This is a genomic window from Pseudoalteromonas prydzensis, assembly GCF_011050055.1.
GTDB lineage: Bacteria > Pseudomonadota > Gammaproteobacteria > Enterobacterales > Alteromonadaceae > Pseudoalteromonas > Pseudoalteromonas prydzensis_A.
In genome coordinates, this window is the sequence record NZ_DRGM01000205.1 from 1 (window position 1) to 18,281 (window position 18,281).

16 protein-coding genes are annotated in these 18,281 nt (G+C 41.8%); 5 read left to right on the forward strand and 11 right to left on the reverse strand.

Translation table 11 applies throughout. The annotated features are described in order from the left end of the window. Nucleotides 1-44: 44 nt before the first annotated feature. Complete coding sequence (locus ENH88_RS20805) at nucleotides 45-1,892, forward strand: DEAD/DEAH box helicase (protein ID WP_304185245.1); 1,848 nt, start codon at nucleotides 45-47, stop codon at nucleotides 1,890-1,892. Nucleotides 1,893-2,047: 155 nt separating this feature from the next. On the opposite strand, the gene ENH88_RS20810 is transcribed toward ENH88_RS20805, so the two are convergent. The 7 genes from ENH88_RS20810 to ENH88_RS20840 all read right to left on the reverse strand — a co-directional run bounded on the left by ENH88_RS20810 (nucleotide 2,048) and on the right by ENH88_RS20840 (nucleotide 8,506). After that, entirely contained in the window at nucleotides 2,048-3,361 is a 1,314-nt protein-coding gene (locus tag ENH88_RS20810) for an ABC1 kinase family protein (protein ID WP_304185248.1), read from the reverse strand. A gap of 153 nt (nucleotides 3,362-3,514) precedes the next feature. Further along, nucleotides 3,515-5,074: an AbgT family transporter gene (locus tag ENH88_RS20815; protein WP_304185251.1), complete on the reverse strand. Its 1,560-nt coding sequence runs from the start codon at nucleotides 5,072-5,074 to the stop codon at nucleotides 3,515-3,517. Between the two features lie 161 nt (nucleotides 5,075-5,235). Further along, on the reverse strand, nucleotides 5,236-5,511 hold the full coding sequence (locus ENH88_RS20820) for a YfcL family protein (protein ID WP_064667638.1): 276 nt from the start codon (nucleotides 5,509-5,511) through the stop codon (nucleotides 5,236-5,238). 36 nt (nucleotides 5,512-5,547) lie between these two features. Further along, the gene (locus tag ENH88_RS20825) at nucleotides 5,548-6,663 is read right to left on the reverse strand and encodes an ATP-NAD kinase family protein (RefSeq protein WP_304185254.1); all 1,116 of its coding nucleotides are present in this window, start codon (nucleotides 6,661-6,663) and stop codon (nucleotides 5,548-5,550) included. Beyond that, nucleotides 6,653-7,207, reverse strand: a complete 555-nt coding sequence (locus ENH88_RS20830; RefSeq protein ID WP_304185257.1) for an elongation factor P hydroxylase — start codon at nucleotides 7,205-7,207, stop codon at nucleotides 6,653-6,655. Before ENH88_RS20830 ends, ENH88_RS20825 begins: the two co-directional genes overlap by 11 nt. A gap of 184 nt (nucleotides 7,208-7,391) precedes the next feature. After that, a complete protein-coding gene (locus ENH88_RS20835) occupies nucleotides 7,392-7,739 on the reverse strand; it encodes a DUF4112 domain-containing protein (protein ID WP_304185259.1) in 348 nt (115 codons plus the stop codon). Between the two features lie 101 nt (nucleotides 7,740-7,840). Continuing rightward, nucleotides 7,841-8,506, reverse strand: coding sequence for a glutathione S-transferase family protein (locus ENH88_RS20840; RefSeq protein WP_304185261.1), 666 nt, complete (start codon nucleotides 8,504-8,506; stop codon nucleotides 7,841-7,843). A gap of 109 nt (nucleotides 8,507-8,615) precedes the next feature. On the opposite strand from ENH88_RS20840, the gene ENH88_RS20845 reads away from it, so the two are divergent. Then, a complete protein-coding gene (locus ENH88_RS20845) occupies nucleotides 8,616-9,470 on the forward strand; it encodes a LysR family transcriptional regulator (RefSeq protein WP_304185263.1) in 855 nt (284 codons plus the stop codon). A 56-nt stretch (nucleotides 9,471-9,526) separates the two neighbouring features. On the opposite strand, the gene ENH88_RS20850 is transcribed toward ENH88_RS20845, so the two are convergent. Next, the gene (locus ENH88_RS20850) at nucleotides 9,527-11,527 is read right to left on the reverse strand and encodes a winged helix-turn-helix domain-containing protein (protein ID WP_304185264.1); all 2,001 of its coding nucleotides are present in this window, start codon (nucleotides 11,525-11,527) and stop codon (nucleotides 9,527-9,529) included. Nucleotides 11,528-11,654: 127 nt separating this feature from the next. Between ENH88_RS20850 and ENH88_RS20855 the strand changes: the two genes are divergently transcribed. Further along, nucleotides 11,655-13,664 (forward strand): fused MFS/spermidine synthase, encoded by a 2,010-nt coding sequence (locus ENH88_RS20855; RefSeq protein ID WP_304185265.1) that lies wholly within the window; start codon nucleotides 11,655-11,657, stop codon nucleotides 13,662-13,664. Nucleotides 13,665-13,744: 80 nt separating this feature from the next. Here the strand turns inward: ENH88_RS20855 and aroC are convergent, their stop codons facing one another. Then, nucleotides 13,745-14,842 carry a chorismate synthase gene (gene aroC, locus ENH88_RS20860; RefSeq protein WP_304185267.1) on the reverse strand — a complete coding sequence of 366 codons (1,098 nt, stop codon included), beginning with the start codon at nucleotides 14,840-14,842 and terminating at the stop codon, nucleotides 13,745-13,747. A 67-nt stretch (nucleotides 14,843-14,909) separates the two neighbouring features. After that, nucleotides 14,910-15,845, reverse strand: coding sequence for a 50S ribosomal protein L3 N(5)-glutamine methyltransferase (prmB, locus tag ENH88_RS20865; protein ID WP_064667648.1), 936 nt, complete (start codon nucleotides 15,843-15,845; stop codon nucleotides 14,910-14,912). 125 nt (nucleotides 15,846-15,970) lie between these two features. Between prmB and smrB the strand changes: the two genes are divergently transcribed. Next, nucleotides 15,971-16,528 carry an endonuclease SmrB gene (gene smrB / locus ENH88_RS20870; RefSeq protein ID WP_304185269.1) on the forward strand — a complete coding sequence of 186 codons (558 nt, stop codon included), beginning with the start codon at nucleotides 15,971-15,973 and terminating at the stop codon, nucleotides 16,526-16,528. A 36-nt stretch (nucleotides 16,529-16,564) separates the two neighbouring features. Continuing rightward, nucleotides 16,565-17,488 (forward strand): AEC family transporter, encoded by a 924-nt coding sequence (locus tag ENH88_RS20875; protein WP_304185271.1) that lies wholly within the window; start codon nucleotides 16,565-16,567, stop codon nucleotides 17,486-17,488. 36 nt (nucleotides 17,489-17,524) lie between these two features. On the opposite strand, the gene ENH88_RS20880 is transcribed toward ENH88_RS20875, so the two are convergent. Beyond that, nucleotides 17,525-18,262: an SDR family oxidoreductase gene (locus ENH88_RS20880; RefSeq protein WP_304185273.1), complete on the reverse strand. Its 738-nt coding sequence runs from the start codon at nucleotides 18,260-18,262 to the stop codon at nucleotides 17,525-17,527. Between the last annotated feature and the right edge of the window lie 19 nt (nucleotides 18,263-18,281).

Consider the following 18,281-nt stretch of genomic DNA (forward strand, 5'->3'; position numbering starts at 1 on the left):
ATCCTATACAATGCGCGCCTCTTTAAATTCGTTGAGGCGTATTAATGTCAGAACCAGTCACGTTTGAATCTCTAAATCTTTCTCCTGCAATTTTGAAGGCCGTTGAAGAGTTGGGTTACAAGACACCATCTGGAATCCAAGCTCAATGTATACCGTTATTGCTAGAAAGAAAGGACGTACTGGGACTAGCTCAAACGGGTACAGGTAAAACCGCAGCATTTGCACTGCCATTACTTAATAATATTGACCCGTCTGTGAAGCAGCCACAGATCCTTGTACTCACACCAACCCGTGAGCTTGCGATCCAAGTAGCTGAGGCATTCGAACAATATGCTAAACATGTTCGTGGTATTGAAGTATTGGCACTTTATGGTGGCCAGAGCTACAGTATCCAACTAAGTGCACTTCGTCGTGGCGCGCAAGTTATTGTCGCGACTCCAGGTCGCTTAATCGATCATATTAACCGTGGCACTATCAAGTTTGACAGCTTACAAGCTCTTGTACTTGATGAAGCCGATGAAATGTTACGTATGGGCTTTATCGATGATGTTGAAAACATCATGGAAAAAACGCCGCGCGAAAAGCAAACATGTCTTTTCTCTGCGACCATGCCTAAGCAAATTCAAAACATCAGCAGCAAATATATGAATAACCCTGAACAGGTTCATATCTCTGCGCGTAACTCAACGGTATCATCTGTTGAGCAAGTGTTTTGGAATGCCAGCGTACACAAGAATAAAGCGATTGTTCGCTTTTTAGAAGCTGAACAATATGAAGGCGCGATTGTTTTCGTACGTACACGTAACGATACAGTACAACTTGCTGAGTTATTAGAGCGTGAAGGTTTCTCTGCCGCTCCACTTAACGGTGACATGAACCAGCAAGCACGTGAACGCACAGTAGAGCGCTTAAAAAGTGGCATGCTGAACGTTGTTATCGCAACAGACGTTGCAGCACGTGGTCTAGATGTTGACCGTTTAAGCCTTGTTATCAACTACGATATCCCACAAGATTCTGAAGCCTACGTTCACCGTATTGGCCGTACAGGTCGTGCTGGTCGTACTGGTAAAGCGATTCTTTTCGTAAAACATAACGAACGCTATTTACTTAAAAATATCATTCGTCATACGAATTCAGATATTGTACAAGTTGAATTACCAACTGCAAAAGTTGTTGAAGAAAAACGTATCGAAGCGTTACAAGCTAAATTAGCGATTGCGCTTGAAAACAAAGATATTACTTTCTTTAATGAAGTTGCAGCTAATATGGCGCAAAAGCTTGAACTTGCTCCTGAAGACCTAGCGGGTGCGTTACTGTGTTTAGCACAGCAACAATCACCAATTAAGGTTGAAGAAGTTAAGATCCAACAACGTGAGCGTAGTGAACGTAATGACCGTAACCCACGTGAGCGAAATGATCGTGGTGACCGTGGTCGTCGTAACGAACGCAGCGAGCGCCCAGCACGTGACCGTGATGCTAAACCACGTGAACGTAATAGCCGTGATGCAGGCCCTATGGATACGTACCGTATCGAAGTAGGTCGTGAACATGGTGTTCAAGTTAAGAACATTGTTGGCGCTATCGCTAACGAAGCTGACATCTCAAGCAAGTTTATTGGTGATATTCGTTTACACGACAATCACAGTACGGTTCAATTACCGCAAAACATGCCTAAAGATGTACTTGATCATTTCCAAAAAGTGTTTATCTGTAAACGTCCAATGGGCTTAACATTAACACAAGATCAAGGTCCTGCTGAGCCACGTGCTGAACGCTCTGAGCGTCCATCAGGTGACAAAAAACGCAGCTTTAACAAAGATGACAGTGCACGCGGTGATAAGCGTAGCGGTCCTCGCAAAGAACGTCGCCCAGTAAGCTTCACCGCTAAATAAGCAACGACTCTTTAATAAAAAAACCTTGCCACGAAAGTGCCAAGGTTTTTTTGTGTTTGGAATAAAGTAAATATTCGTGAGGGGAAGATTTAGTGAAGTCACAATAGTCGTTGATAGCAATTGCATTGAATGAATATTTGAATTCGCTAAAATAATCATGTTTTTAATAAAATTGGCATAAATAACGCTCTAACATCTATTTTTGCTTCTAAGCGAGCCGCAATCAAATATAAACCAGCAAGTTTACGATGAATAAATAATGCATCCACTGGTGGTGTATGCCATTGCTGTGCTTGTGCACTAAGTTGCAACCCAGCATCTTTAATATTTGCTGCCAGTTGGCTATTTTTAAAATCAAAATCACCATCGTAACGCAGTGGCTCACACGCCATTAAAAATAGCTCAATGACATTATCTTTATAACTGTCACGCAATGTATCTTTAAAATAACCAATCTGAGTGGCCGCATTTAATACCCCATCACGATTATTCTCACTGCCTGCTTTAAATAAAGCCAAATAAGCTTGGCTCAACTGAGACGAAATCTCGCGGGTTGCCCCAAAATCAAATAAAACGATTTTTTGTGTGGCTGGTTGATAATGAAAATTAGCAAAGTTTGGATCTGTTTGTATCAGTCTAAATTCAAACATTTCTTTAAAAAATAACGCAATAAGTTGCTGTGCCACAAAGCTTTGCTCTGCTTTGGGTAGATCGGTAATTCCCTCTATAGGCTGGGCCTCAATATACTGCATCGTTAATATTTGTTTAGTACTGTGCTCTTTATAGACGTTAGGAACAATAAAGTGTCGGTTATTTGCCAATGCATTTTTATAACGTAATAAATACTGCGCTTCACGATGATAATCAGCTTCCGCTAATAATTGTATTTTAGCCTCTGCAACGAGTGGCTTGATATCAAGATCTTTAGGTAATAAACGAGATAGTGTAAGCAGCGATATTACATTATCAACATCACTGACCACACTTTTTGCGATCCCCGGGTATTGAATTTTTACAGCTAATTGCTCGCCGTTTTCATGGTAGGCCAAATGCACTTGACCAATAGAAGCGGCAGCAAATGGCCTAAGCTCAATATGTGAAAAGCGCGATAACCAGTCATCTCCCCACTGCTCTTTTAATACAGTAATGAGTTGTTTGTGTGGCATGGGGTTAGCGTCTGATCGAAGTAATGCAAGTAATTGAGCAAGCTCTGGACTTAGTAGCTCCCCAGCATCCATTGACAGTAGCTGTCCTAATTTCATTGCCGCACCGCGTAAGTGTGATAGTTCTGTCGCTAGGTTTTTTATGTTTTTAGGCTGCAGTAATAAGCTTTTATTATCCCAAACCTTTCCTGAAAGAGTACTTTTGGCTCCCTCTAATAACATATTACTCGCGACACTGGTTGCTAATGAGCCTAACTTTGCAAAGCGTGAAAATCGAGATGTAGGAACAGAGCGTTCATTGGCCATACTAAAACCTAGTTAACGAATATATTTACTGGTTTATACGTACCAAGCTGGGTATACGATCGAATTGACAACTGGCTGGATAAAACTAACCACAAAAAAACCTCGCCATTATAATGACGAGGTTTTTACACATAAATATTTAGCCGTGTTTTGTTAAGGCGCGACTGCTGGATACACGTAACTTGCGTCTAAGCCAAGCGGGATACCCAGTGCCCAGTAGCCGAGTAAAAATAAGCTCCACCCGATTAAAAAGGCGATTGAATATGGCAGCATCATCGCGATTAGTGTGCCGATGCCAGTGCCTTTGACGTATTTTTGGCAGTACACCACGACCAGCGGGAAGTAAGGCATCAATGGCGTGATGATGTTTGAACTAGAATCGCCCACCCGATAAGCCGCTTGGGTTAGATCCGGTGAAATGCCCAATTGCATAAGCATAGGTACAAACACTGGGCCAAGTAACGCCCATTTAGCTGAGCTTGAGCCAACAAACAAGTTTACAAAACCGGTTAAAAAGATAATGCCAACCACAGTAACAGCACTGGGTAACTCCATCGCTTTTAATAGTTGTGCACCTTCAATTGCAAGCAGTGCTCCCAAGTTTGATTTACTAAATGCGGCAATAAATAACGAGCAGAAAAACGCCATAACGATGTAATAGGCCATGCCGCCCATTGCTTTACTCATGGCATCGATCATGTCTTTAGAGCTTTTAAAGGTGCCGACTACAAAGCCATACACAGCTCCTGGGATCCAAAACAATAAGAAAATTAGCGGTACGATTGACTGCATTAATGGCGAACTAAAATTAGTTAACGAGCCATCACTACTGCGCATTGCAGAATCTGTTGGCGCTGATACATACGCTAATAAAGCAAGGCCTGCAACCATAACGCTACTTGCAATAAAAAATGCCCGTTTTTCGTCACTGCGCGCATCTGCAAACACGGGCAAGTCTTCTGTATTACCATCAACCGCTGTTTTTTGTAAGCGTGGCTCAATAATTTTATCGGTGATATACCAGCCTAATAAAATAATAAATAAGCTCGAAGCTGAGGTAAACGCCCAGTTATTTAAAGGGTTAATCGACATGGTAGGATTAATTATTTGCGCGGCACTTTGAGTAAAGCTTTGCAGTAATGGATCAATCCCTGAAGGAATAAAGTTTGCCCCAAAGCCACCACTTACCCCAGCAAATGCAGCGGCAATACCTGCCAGTGGATGACGCCCTGCGGCATAAAAAATAACCCCAGCCAGTGGAATAACTAACACGTAACCGGCATCGGTTGCAGTATGGCTGACAATAGCAACGAGGATAATTGAAGGCGTAAGTAGTTGCTTAGGTGTTACTTTAAGCATTAATTTAAGACCAGTATTAATAAAGCCAGAATGTTCGGCCACACCCACACCAAGCATAGCCACTAACACCACACCCAAGGGTGCAAAGCCGGTAAAGGTTTTTACCATCGATGATAAAAAGGTTGCTAACGAATCACTCGCCAACATGTTATTAATAATGATGGCTTCGCCAGTACGCGGATCGATTGCATCAAATGTAACGCCAGAAAACCACCACGACAGTAGCCAAATTAATAACATGGCAAACAAAAAGATGATTGCCGGATCCGGGAGTTTATTACCCACCCGCTCTACAAAATTTAAAAAACGCGCCACAATCCCGGTTGGCATTGCCGCATCATTATTATTATTCATTTCACTTGTTCCCTAGAATTTAGACTGTGCTACTTTAGCGTATATAGGGAATGAGGTAAATTTTAAGTGAACAGAAAATCCAGCCCTCAAGAAATAAATATGCACCAGATACAAAAAAACGGCATAAATGCCGCTTTTTGTGACGTAACTGTAGGGCATCTTTAAGCGAGTGCTTTTACTTCATCCCATAATCTTACTACGAGGGCTTTGTCTTCTTCGTTAAGCTCGCCATTGCGATACGCTTTCACTAAGCTTTTTTCAACGGTCTCGTTCAGTTCATCGATTTCAAGGTTCAGTTCTTCAACTTGCGCATAACCTACCGCTAAATCAAAATGGCCTCGTAAATAACCACCGGCAAATAACTCATCATCAGTGGCTTTGATCACTAAGTCATCAAAATACTGTTGGGCTGCATCTATATAATTAACTAAACTCACTTCTATTTCTCCTGATTTTGCAGGGTCTTATACCAATCACTCTTGATGGCCTACTGCATACATAATATGGTCGTTAAATCCTGTGGTTACACGAATAAAACCGCTTAATTCATCGTCCAGCTCACTATCGCCCGTATCACAAATAAGCGGGCGGCCGTTTAAAGCCTGTAATTTAGTTTTGGTAGCCACCACGATAATATTGTCTTTACCAATAGCGCGGATAAGTGCGGGGCTTAACTGTTGATTGCCACGGCCAAAAATATGCCCTTGGCCACCAATTAACGTGATCACTAATTTAGTGTCGCGTTGATGGGTCATCGCTAATAATTGTTCAGCTGTAAGGTCTTGCGCAATTAAGCTTTGATCTGCAACTAAATCAACACCTAATAAGCTATTTTCAAGCCCCATTTCTTGCATAATGGCTGCAACTGTTGAGCCACTGCCCATTACATATAGCGTATCTTCACCCATTTCACTGACAACATGGGCGGCAATATCAGCCAATACCAGTTCGTCGGTTTCTTTACCGCCATTTTTAACCGCTTGTACATAACGTACTTCACTCGGTACTTGCATTTCGCCATAACGTTTTGCTTTAACAGTACCTTGGCGAAACGCATCTTCGTCAATATCCATCACATCGGCATCGGCTAGGGTCACTAACTCACCTTTGACCAACATTTCAACAACCCGCCCCGCAGCTTTTGGGGTGATGGCATAAACGCCTGAATGAATTTTACAACCGGCAGGAATGCCCAGTGCCGGTACGCTATCTTCAACAACATGGCAAATATTGCGCGCGGTGCCATCGCCACCGGCAAATAAAATTAAATCAACACCAAGCCGTTGCAAGGCCTTGGCTGCACACTCGGTATCATCAGCGCTAGTCTGCTGCTCGCTTTGATACATAACCTCGGTATTAAAACCAAGTTCATTAGCGACGCTTTCACCCATTGAGCCATTAACAGTATAAATTGTTATTTTGTCTTGATAAGGCAATAACACCTCAAGCGCTGCCTTAGTACGTAAATTAGCTTTGGGCTCAGCACCCAGCGCCAGAGCTTTTGCCGCAACGCCATCGCTACCTTTGAGCGCCACACTGCCACCTAAACCAGCAACTGGGTTTACAATTAGACCTAATTTAAACTGCATTACTGAACTCCTGAGGATGTTGCCATACAAACTGCGCTGCAGTTAAAGGCCATGGCGTACTGTAAAATTCACTTAACGCTTTTAAAAGTGTCGTAGTACGGGGATTAAAGCCTATTTTTAGTAACTGTAAAAGTTGCTTATGTACTCGCGCCTGAAAATCAAAGCGACAGGTTTGCTCACCATTTAAATTATCAACCGAGACATTAAACTCAAAACCTGCAGCAACACTCAACGCCCACTCGATTGCTTGCGGTTTTACTTCAACCGCTTCAAATTCTGCTTGCTGGGCTTTATCACGGCCATCTGGGCAATACCAATAACCATAATCCTCAAGCAAACGGCGTTTATCACCCGCCACCAGCCAGTGAGCTATTTCGTGCAATGCACTGGCATAAAAACCATGGGCAAACACAACTTGGTGGTACGGCGTTTTAACATCAGCGGGAATATAAATAGGCTCATGCTCACCTTTGACCAAGCGTGTATTATGGCTATGGTAAAAAGTGCGTTCAAAAATAGATATTAGATCGGCTATTTGCTGCATAAAAGTCTGATTAATTCGCCTCGGTAAAATGCAACGAATGCACATTAAAATCGAGGCGAATTGTACGGGCTTTTCAGGGGAAAGTAAAAAGCCTTAAGGTACCTAGCCCACTTATAAGTTGTAATAGTGAGTATTCAGATAAAACCTGATATTAAATATAAAACTAAACGACTACCCCACTCAGTTACTGGGCTAAATGGCGGGCTAACAAGCGAGTGTTACGGGTGTTTGCTTTAAAGTACGCATCAAAAACATCGCCAATAACCGGTAATAAACCGCCAAAAAAATCAATTAACATATTAATAATAATGCGTAGTTTAATCCCCCAGCCGACACCAAGGCGCTGTGCTTCAAAAAGTACATAGCTAGATAATAGCAAGCCAGCTAAATCGCCAACGACTGGCAGTATACCAATAAGAGACTCGGCGCCAAGCTTAAAATTAGTAAAGGGAACACCAATACTACTATCAGTAAAAAGGCTGAATTTCTCCAACCGTTGCAGTACTTCTTGATGTGATGTTTTAGTGTTCATAACGCCCTCGTTAATAGTCGTAAAGATGAATTTTATCAATAACATATCATCTTATGCGTAAATGAATAACGTATTTATCGCTAAATGAAAAGCGCATAGTATTAGCTTACAGCAACTCCCGCTTCATCGCTCTCTACAATATCGCTCTCTACAATATCGCTCTCGCATAGTGCTTGGGTTATCCAAAGTTGTAATACTGGGCAATTCAGTACTTGCTCACAGTAGCGCATGGCTGGTTCAGATAAGCTAATTTGATAGGTATTTAACCTTAGTACGATAGGCGCATACATAGCATCAGCGATACTAAATTCGCCGAACAACCAGGCATTTGGATAAATACGTTGTTGCTGGCTGAATATGTCATCAATGCGAGTAATGTCTTTTTTAGCCGCGTCTGACAACTCAACCTTTCGCGTAGCGCGGATATTCATGGGCATTTCATTACGCAGCGCCATAAAGCTTGAATGCATTTCTGCACTTAAACTGCGGGCTGCGGCTCGCTGCACAATATTTTTAGGCCAAGCTGCCTGAGACAAATAAGCATCATTGATGTATTCACAGATTGCCAGTGAATCCCACACCTGCAAGTCGCCATCAATTAAGGCTGGCACTTTTTGCACTGCAAAACTGTTTTTAAGCGTTTTATAAAACTCAGGAGTATCGAGTACTAACTGCTGCTCAGCAAATTTAATATTGAATTTACTCATTAAATACCATGCTCTGAGCGACCAGGTCGAATAGTTTTTATTACCGATAAATAATTGCATTTGCGTTCCTTAGTAGTGTTTAATGGTTTTACTATAAAGCAGTGATCAAGTAATTACTTGCCAATAGTTTTTATACAATACATAAGTAAAATTGATAGACGAGTTGAATATGGATTTAGACGCCCTACGTACTTTTTGCGCTTTTGTTGAAACTGGCAGCTTTACCCGTGCAGCAAAACAAGTATGCCGCACTCAATCTGCGGTCAGTATGCAAATGAAGAAGCTCGAACAAGAGCTGGGTAATCCATTATTTATCAAACAAGGTCGGCAGCTGGTGCTATCTACCAGTGGGGTTCATTTAGCCAGTTATGCTAAACAATTATTAGCACTGCACGATGAAGCCTATAAGCAACTTAAAACCGGTGGCGGGCAAACCCGAGTACGCTTAGCTTGCCCAGACGATTATGCGGGTACTGTGTTGCCTAAAGTCGTGGCATTATTACATCAGCACCTGCCACGGCTAGACTTACAAATAAACTGCGCACCAACTGCTCAGCTCAAAGCACAGCTCGATCAAGGCTTGCTTGATATAGTGATAGCGACGCGCTCACCCAGCTCTGAAGAAGGTTATTTTTTACAAACAAGTAAAGGTGTGTGGGTTAAAAGTGCCGAGTTTAACTATCAACCCGATATGACCTTGCCGATGGCAATATTTCAACGAGATTGTAAGTTTCATCAAGCGGCTGTTGAAGGGTTATTAAAGGCTGAACGCCAATTCAACATTATTGCCTGTTGCGGCTCAGTGAGTGCATTAACTGCGCTGGTTAAAGCCAATTTAGCCGTAGGCGTGATGGCTGAAGTAAGTAACATCAGCGGGCTTGACATAATTGCGGACTCAACTCTGCCCGCCCTGCCAATGATTGATATTGTGCTATTACATGCAAGTCACACTCATAACCCAATAAAAAGAGAGTTAGTAAAGCTAATAGCAGAAAATTATAAAATGCTTACTGATGCAGATTAGATTTTCAACATACTTGATCTTTTTAATGACTAAAGTAAAAAATCAAGGTTAAATTATTATCGCAACCGCACTAAAGTACGTTTTCTTTTTGGCTCAGTGAGATACAAAAACTGCTTATTGTCATGGGAAGCATTAATTAGCATGTTCCCTGCATTATTTGCGATGAACCGCTTTTTTGCGTTGCGGCCAGATAAATCCATTGTATTAATTTCATAGCCATCATGTTGTTCCAATGTAACCGTCAATGTTTGTTGATCGACGGCAAGGCCAATAATATCTTTATCATCTGTGTGCCATAATGTCTCCAGATTGCCACCTTGATCAAGCCGAAACACTTGTTGATTGTTAGAAAAATAAATCTGATCGTGTTTATCTAAAGCCATTGCATAACAAGTGAGTCGCTCTCCTGAGCCGCTAAAGGATGTTAAACTTAATGTGTGTAAATCTAATTTTGCAGGGTGAAATGTAACACCATCTTCAGCGCGATATGAAACCAAAATCGCATCCTCATTATTAAACTTTTCTCTGAGGTAAAATGAATGATGCGGGTGAGGTATTGCTTGATAGCCGCCGTTATTTAAATCAATTCGAAACAGTTTATCTTTGCTTGCGGTGATCACTTCATCGCCATTTTTTGACCAAATAACCCCAAACAACTCTTCGTTATTAGGGTTTGCAAAAATCAGCGTTTGTGTACCCTTATCATATAAAAACAGCTGTTTTAAACCAAAGCGATGAGATTCAAAAACAAACCTCGATGAATCGGGCGAGAATACCGGTAAAAAATCCACCGAAGAGGTATCGACGAGTTTTTCATACTGCTGCGGTGCTGTATTTGTTGCCCGAATAATATCCACATCAATATTAACAAGCTCCATTAAAATTTCCTCACCAGAGGGCGTGAAGGCGGCATCGCGAATAATTTGATAGTTATTAAAGGCGATATCAGTTGAGTTACCTAGGCGATCAATGAGCAGTAAATTATTTCTTTTACTTAATAGTAAATGCTCTCCATTAGGATGCCAACTAAGCCCTAGTATGCCATCTTCAACAGTAGCAATCGTTGCAGTACTAGCATCAGCCAGAGTAAGTAACTCAATTCGATACTGATTTTGCCCCGCCTCATAGCCCAGCGCTAACTGTGTTTGATCTGGCGATAACGCATGTAACAGCAACCAATCTTGGCCAACTGAGGGTTTAATTACCTGCTTTTGTTTAGTTTCTAAACTGACAAGCGATAGCTGCGTAGCGTTATCGGCTTTTCGCCGTTCAATAAAATAAATCTGATTGCTATTCGTCCACTGTACTTGCTGACTGGTAACTACATATTCTTCGAATTCAATTACCTTGGCGTAATTTAAACTCGTTAAATTAACCAGATCCAAATTAAAATATGCAAGCTGACTGGTGTTATTTTGTTTATTAATAAACGCAAGCGCCCGATCGTCAGGGCTCCAACCTAAGCCATAATAAGTCGATGGATTTTCTGACAGCGGCACTTCTTTACCCGTTGTTAACTCTTTTAACCAAATTTGCTGATGGCCTTCATCACCGCGTACAAATGCTAAATACTTGCCGTTATGAGATTGCGATTGGTAGGATTCATTTTCTTCATGAGACGTGACCGGCACCAGCACGGAGAAGTCAGTTTTAACAGCCTGCGTTGCAAAAGCGAACCAACCACCGACTAAACATACGATTGTCACCGCAATAAAAACCAACAGAGGCCATTTTACTGTCTGCGAATTTTCTTCTTCATTAAGTTCAAGGCAGTAGCCCCGTTTTGGGTGAGTAATAATATATTGTGGTTTTTTAGAGTCTTCTTTTAATGCCTTTCGCAGCAGGGCAATACTGCGTTGCACATTACTCGGGCTAAACACTGAATTTGGCCACACAGCGTCAAAAATGTCTTCTTGGCTAACCACATTGCCTCTGTGAGAGTAAAGAAATTGCAGCACAGCCATGACTTTAGGTTCGACAATTTGCACGCCTTCAGCAGATGAAACTTTACCACGGCTGGCATCGACAGCAAAACGCCCTATTCGAAATTGACCCACTTAAAAATCCAATAAGTTTTATAAATCAAAGATTAAGGTTTTCTTAAGATAAATTCAAGGGTTATTACATTGTCCTGTAAATTAACTCGCTGAATGATTAGCCATCGTTTAATAATGAACTAAAAAGATGCAACGTATTCTATCCACATTAATCATTTTTGTAAGCGCGTTTTTACTATTTCAAATTCAGCCTATCCTCTCAAAAGAACTACTTCCCATGTTTGGTGGTGGCGCTTCAGTTTGGTCTAGCAGTATGCTCTTTTATCAAACTATGCTGTTAGTAGGTTATTTATATGCTCACCTCTTGAGCCGCTATCCACTCAAACAACAATTACTCATTCACATGCTGCTCGTTGTTTTATCAAGTATGATCACGTTTAACAAACTTGAACTCGGCTCCTTTGTTATACTGACACCTGCTTGGTCAGTCATTGCCAATTTATTCTCTCAAATTGGTTTGGTTTTTATGTTGCTCTCGGCGACGAGTGTACTCATGCAGCGTTGGTATATTGAATCGAGCGATATGGCTGTGCCGTATCATTGGTATTCGTTTTCTAATCTGGGTTCATTGCTTGCCTTAATGAGCTACCCATTTATTTTTGAAGTGCTGTTTTCATTAGATCAACAAAAAAACTATTGGTCCATAGGCTTATTTGCTCACTGTTTTTTATTACTCACACTCGTTGCTGTACTATTTAAAAATAGTCATACTAACCAAAAACCAGTAACACCGCCAAAAACCATACGCTGGGTAAAACCAAATTATTTATGGATTGTGTTATCCGCAACAAGCTCAATCATGCTTATTGCGACAACACAAATGATCAGTACTAATATTCCACCTATGCCACTTGTGTGGACCTTACCATTAGCAATTTATTTACTGACCTTTGCTTACACTTTTGCATCAGCAAAAAACTACTGCCGTACTCATTGGCTATACTTATTATTGTTCGCTGCATTTGCTGGGCTGATCATGTTTTTCCTCGGTAGCCAGTTTAATGCTTTAGCTCAGCTTTTAATGTATAACTTTATTTTATTGATTGTTTGTATGGTCTGTCACGGTGAACTTCGTAAACTCGCTCCAACGGAGTCATTACTCACCACATTTTACCTATACATCGCACTTGGTGGGGCTATTGGCAGTTTACTCAGTACCTTACTCGCACCGCTACTGTTTGCGCAAATAACGGAGTATATTGTCGCGTTAGCTGCTGTACTTTCACTGGCTAGCTATATTCAGTTTACACAATGCAAGCAGCCATCAGCGCTATTAAAAATAAACCTACTTACTGCTGTCGCTATTTGGGGTGGCTGCTATGTCTATCTTTTTCTGAGCTTTAATCAATACAATTTAGCATCAGAGAGAAATTTTTATGGCTATGTGACCGTTAAAGACATTAACACCGCGACTCTTGCTGAGAGACGTTTAATCGATGGCACAACCATTCACGGCTCTGAGCCACTTAATCCTCAAGATGAACTCACAAATAGTTATTACCATCAACATACCGGGGTTGCAAAATCACTGGCAATTCTTAAACAACAAGGCAATTTAAACATTGGTATTGTGGGGTTAGGTGCTGGCGTGTTAGCTAAATTTGGCGATAAACGCGATAAGATCCGTTTTTATGAGCTCAACCCGGCGGTGTATACTATGGCAACAACTTATTTTTCCTATTTAAAAAACAGTCGTGCACAGATAGATATCACCCTTGGCGATGGTAGGATGGCACTGAGCGAAGAGCTAAAAAATAATGCCCCGTTAATGAATGCTTTGATCATTGATGCTTTCTCAAGTGATGTTATTCCTGCTCACTTGCTCACTGAAGAAGCTTTTAGCCTATATTGGCAACGCATTAAAAGCAGTGGCGTATTAATCATTCATATTTCCAATAACCATGTTGATCTAATGCCAGTATTGCAAGCCCACAGTAAGCGCTTCGATAAGTCTCTGATCAAATTTAAATATACGGGTACGCAATTAGGATCTGAATGGGTGGTAATGACTAATAATCAAGCATTTTTAGATGCAATACCCATTGCCGACTTAACAGCAATTAAACCCTATTCAAACACGCGTTTAACTCAGTGGACAGATCAAAAACACAGCCTGATCCCGCTCCTGAAACTTTGATGCCTATCTTAAAATGACCACAATGAAAAGCGCGATTAAAATCGCGCTTTTAAATAACTCTAAATGCTTTTAACTAAACCCTAAACAGAGCCATTTATTGGCCCATGCTCATGATGAACATGGGGGTTTTGGCCGCGTTGGCGCAGTAAGTGATCCATTAGAGTAATGGCCATCATCGCCTCAGCAATGGGTATGGCACGAATACCTACACATGGATCGTGACGACCTTTCGTGATCATCTCAACCGCTTCGTTTTCAGTATTAATACTGTTGCCTGGAATGGTAATACTTGAAGTTGGTTTGAGTGCAATTGAGGCGATAATATCTTGCCCTGTAGAAATACCTGCCAATACGCCACCGGCATGATTTGAGGTAAAGCCTGCTGGGGTTAACTCATCACGATGCTCTGAGCCTTTTTGCTCAACCACATCAAAGCCGTCGCCAATTTCAACGCCTTTTACTGCGTTAATACTCATCAGTGAGTGGGCAAGTTCTGCATCAAGGCGGTCAAATACCGGCTCACCTAAACCAACTGGGACATTTTTGGCCACTACTTTTACTTTCGCACCGACTGAGTCACCTTGTTTTTTAAGGTCACGCATATAGTCGTCAAGGGCTTCAAGCTTACTGGCATCAGGGAAGAAAAATAGATTGTTTTCAACTTCATCCCAATCGTAATTTTCCGCTTTAATTGGTCCTAACTGACTCAAGCACGCGCGTATTTCAATACCATGAAATTGTTTTAAATACTTTTTAGCAATAGCGCCTGCGGCAACACGAATGGCGGTTTCACGTGCCGATGAGCGGCCACCACCGCGATAATCACGCAGTCCGTATTTATGCCAATAGGTGTAATCGCCGTGGCCTGGACGAAAAACGTCTTTAATTTTGCCGTAATCTTTTGAGCGTTGATCGGTATTTTCAATCAGTAAACCAATGCTGGTGCCTGTGGTTTTACCCTCAAATACACCAGAGAGAATTTTTATTTGATCGTCTTCGCGGCGCTGCGTGGTATAACGACTTTGCCCTGGCTTGCGACGATCTAAATCGATTTGTAAATCGGCCTCGGTGATTTCAAGACCTGCGGGTGTACCATCCACAACACCGCCTAAGGCGACGCCGTGGCTTTCGCCAAAGGTGGACACTTTAAATAACTGCCCTATGCTATTACCTGCCATTAACTTTCCTCATTCCTAATGACTACTAAGTACCGAGCCTAAGGCTCGGCTTTAATTCTTGCTGTGACTAATCTGCGAAGTATTCAACCAACTGCTTTTTGCTGATCACAAATACGCCAAATCCACCTTGCTCAAACTCAACCCATTCAAAAGGCGCATTTGGATAAAGGGCATCCATGTGTACCATAGAATTACCAACTTCGACAAATAACAAACCGTTATCAGTTAGATGATCGGCCGCTTCACTTAAAATAGTACGGGTTACATCAAGACCATCATGGCCTGATGCTAAACCCAATTCTGGCTCATGATGGAACTCACGCGGTAAATCAGCCATGTCTTCGGCGTCTACATACGGAGGGTTTGCCACGATCAGGTCATATTTTTGCCCGGGTACACCGCTGAATACGTCAGATTGAATAGGTAATACACGGTCACTTAACTGATAATCAGTGATATTGATATCAGCTACTTCGAGTGCTTCATAAGAAATATCAACAGCATCAACCTGCGCTTCTGCAAAGGTTTGTGCTAATGCAATGGCAATACAACCAGAGCCGGTACATAAGTCTAGAATACGAGTTACCGATTCAGGCTCAGCTAGCCAAGGTGAAAAGCGATTATGTATTAGCTCAGCAAAGGGTGAACGTGGGATCAATACGCGCTCATCGACATAAAATGGCATATTGGCAAACCATGCAATATTGGTTAGGTAAGGTACTGGCGTGAAATCGTTAATACGCTCTGCGATTAAGCCCGCAAGGCGATTTTTTTCAGTGCTAGTCAGCCTTGCATGCATTAATTCTTTTGGTGCATCAATGGGTAAACTTAACGCGGGCAGTAATAGGCTTACCGCTTCATCCCATGCGTTATCAGTTCCATGACCAAAGAAAATACCACTGCTGGCAAATTGACTCGTGGTCCACCGTAGCCAATCGTGTAACGTTGACAGTTCTGCTACAGCTTCATCTAAGGTTGCTTCTTCTATTAATAATTCGCTCATGTTCGTTATCTACCTGCTGCTTTAGAAAATATCAATTCAATCGAGGCGCAATTAAGGCCCCATGATTGCCCTATTGTAACGCCTTTTAACTCGATTTTTAGCGTTTTTTTGTTTAGACTGCCGCTATGAAAAAAGATCCTCTCTCAAACGCAGATATTAGCCCTGACGACATCGATATGTTTCGTCAAAGTATTAATGGTGCCCGTGTATTTAAACAAGACACGCATCGCTTTGCTAATAAGCCTAAAATCTCACAAGCTAAGCTGTTTGCCCAGCAAAAAAAGCAACATCAGGCAGAATTTTTCTTTTCTGATGAATATGTGCCAGATATTGATACCAACGGTACGGTTAATTATGTGCAACACGGCCAAGACCGTTTTTTAGCAAAACAATTACGCCGAGGTGACTTTGTGCCTGATTTAACCCTTGATTTACATGGTTTAAATAAGGAATTGGCAAAAGATGAACTTGCTGGACTGATCCATGAATGCAAAAAAAAGCACTATTACTGTGCCTGTGTAATACATGGTATTGGTGGCCATATCCTCAGACACAAAGTGCCGCAATATTTAGTACAGCATCCCGATGTTATTGCGATACACCAAGCGCCGCTTGAATACGGTGGTAAAGGTGCAGTACTTATTTTAATAAACTTACCACAAAGTGATGAATTTAGACGCTAAGCGTTAACGTTATCACTATTTCAAGGCAACAGTGCAGTGCATATTTTCTCTATCATCTTTCCGCTGATTTTCATTGTTGCGCTTGGTTTTAGTTGTTGTAAATTAAAGTTTTTTCAGCAACAACATATAGCTGGACTCAGTAAATTTACTTTTTACATTAGCCTACCGGCATTTTTGTTGTTAAATATGTCGCAAATCGATTTACAGCAAAGTATTAGTTTATCGGCCTTTCTGAGTTTTTATATTCCTGTACTGAGCATCTTTGCCTTAGGTATTTTGGTTGACCGCTTTTATTTAGCAAAACAAAAGAACTATCAGCAACACAGTGTGTTTGGCTTAGCATCGAGTTATTCAAATATGGTGTTGGTGGGCATTCCTATCATCATCGCCTCGCTTGGCAAAGAAATGATCGCCATCGCTTTTATGATCATTACCTTTCATAGCACGTTGTTATTCGCGCTCACATTTTTAATCGGTGCAAAAGGCAGCCAACACGCGTTCTCCTGGTCAAATTTTGCGAAAAGTATGGTGCTGAATCCGATTGTGTTGAGCATCGCCTGCGGGTTAGCTTTAAATGTCTTAGGGATTAAATTATTTACCAATTTAGCCAATAGTTTAGAGCTATTAGCAACCCCCGCGATTGCCTGCGCGTTATTTGTACTTGGTGCAAACCTGGCATTTTATAAAATTGCAGCAAACTGGCAACCAGCATTAGTAGCCTCGCTGTTAAAGATATTTTTGCTGCCAGCGTCTGTGCTGTTAATTGGTAGTTATGTATTTGCGTTAGAAACACAAATATTGACGGTATTGGTATTACTCAGCGCCTCTCCGGTAGGCGTAAACGCTTACCTTATTGCCTGCCAGGTAGGCCAACATCAAGTGACCCTTGCAAGTGCTGTGGTGTTATCTACGGTGCTGAGTGTAATTAGTTTTACATTCTGGTTAGCGATACTGCTGTGATCTGTTCCCCGTTAAAGCGGTCGTTAGCATGCAATTTTACAAACCGCCAGCAACATCGATAAAGCTAGCTGTTGTAAACGAAGCTTGCGCTGAGGCTAAGAAGTAAATGGCAGCGGCAACTTCTTCTGGTGTACCACCTCGCCCTAGTGGTAAATTCGATTTTAATCTATCAACTCGCCCCGCTTCGCCACCATCACGGTGCATATCGGTGTAAATTAATCCAGGCCGCACTGAGTTAACGCGAATGCCTAACTTAGCCACTTCTTTAGCTAAACCAATTGTTAAAGTATCCATTGCCCCTTTAGAGGCGGCGTAGTCGATATATTCGTTCGGCGAGCCTGTTTTAGCAGCCCCCGATGAAACATTCACGATACTGCCGCCACTGTGCATGCGCTTAATCGCTTCACGGGAACATAAAAAAGCGCTCGTTACATTGGTTGTCAGCACTTCATTGATACGCGAGGCATCCATCTCAAGCAGCGGCATTTGCGGCTTTAAAATACCGGCATTATTTATAAGCACATCTAATTTGCCAAATAACTCGTCTACTTTTGCAAACAGGGTAAGCACTTGCGTTTCATCAGACACATCAGCTTGCACTATTTCAGCTTTGACGCCAATGCCACGTACCTGCTGCGCTATTTTTTCAGCGCTGCGTTGATCCGCTTTATAGTTAATACAAACAGCATAGCCTTGCTGTGCAAAGTGAATAGCAGTTGCGGCGCCTATGCCACGGCTAGCGCCAGTTATCAGTACCACAGGATTAGTATTCATAGTGCTTCCTTGTGTTGGT

What these genes read in the sequence shown, in the direction of transcription:
- ENH88_RS20840 (WP_304185261.1), bottom strand. Translation starts at nt 8,506, where the DNA reads ATGCAATTATTTATCGGTAATAAAAACTATTCGACCTGGTCGCTCAGA.
- smrB (WP_304185269.1), top strand. Translation starts at nt 15,971, where the DNA reads ATGAAAAAAGATCCTCTCTCAAACGCAGATATTAGCCCTGACGACATC.
- ENH88_RS20880 (WP_304185273.1), bottom strand. Translation starts at nt 18,262, where the DNA reads ATGAATACTAATCCTGTGGTACTGATAACTGGCGCTAGCCGTGGCATA.
- ENH88_RS20830 (WP_304185257.1), bottom strand. Translation starts at nt 7,207, where the DNA reads ATGCAGCAAATAGCCGATCTAATATCTATTTTTGAACGCACTTTTTAC.
- ENH88_RS20835 (WP_304185259.1), bottom strand. Translation starts at nt 7,739, where the DNA reads ATGAACACTAAAACATCACATCAAGAAGTACTGCAACGGTTGGAGAAA.
- prmB (WP_064667648.1), bottom strand. Translation starts at nt 15,845, where the DNA reads ATGAGCGAATTATTAATAGAAGAAGCAACCTTAGATGAAGCTGTAGCA.
- ENH88_RS20845 (WP_304185263.1), top strand. Translation starts at nt 8,616, where the DNA reads ATGGATTTAGACGCCCTACGTACTTTTTGCGCTTTTGTTGAAACTGGC.
- ENH88_RS20855 (WP_304185265.1), top strand. Translation starts at nt 11,655, where the DNA reads ATGCAACGTATTCTATCCACATTAATCATTTTTGTAAGCGCGTTTTTA.
- ENH88_RS20805 (WP_304185245.1), top strand. Translation starts at nt 45, where the DNA reads ATGTCAGAACCAGTCACGTTTGAATCTCTAAATCTTTCTCCTGCAATT.
- ENH88_RS20815 (WP_304185251.1), bottom strand. Translation starts at nt 5,074, where the DNA reads ATGAATAATAATAATGATGCGGCAATGCCAACCGGGATTGTGGCGCGT.
- aroC (WP_304185267.1), bottom strand. Translation starts at nt 14,842, where the DNA reads ATGGCAGGTAATAGCATAGGGCAGTTATTTAAAGTGTCCACCTTTGGC.
- ENH88_RS20825 (WP_304185254.1), bottom strand. Translation starts at nt 6,663, where the DNA reads ATGCAGTTTAAATTAGGTCTAATTGTAAACCCAGTTGCTGGTTTAGGT.
- ENH88_RS20810 (WP_304185248.1), bottom strand. Translation starts at nt 3,361, where the DNA reads ATGGCCAATGAACGCTCTGTTCCTACATCTCGATTTTCACGCTTTGCA.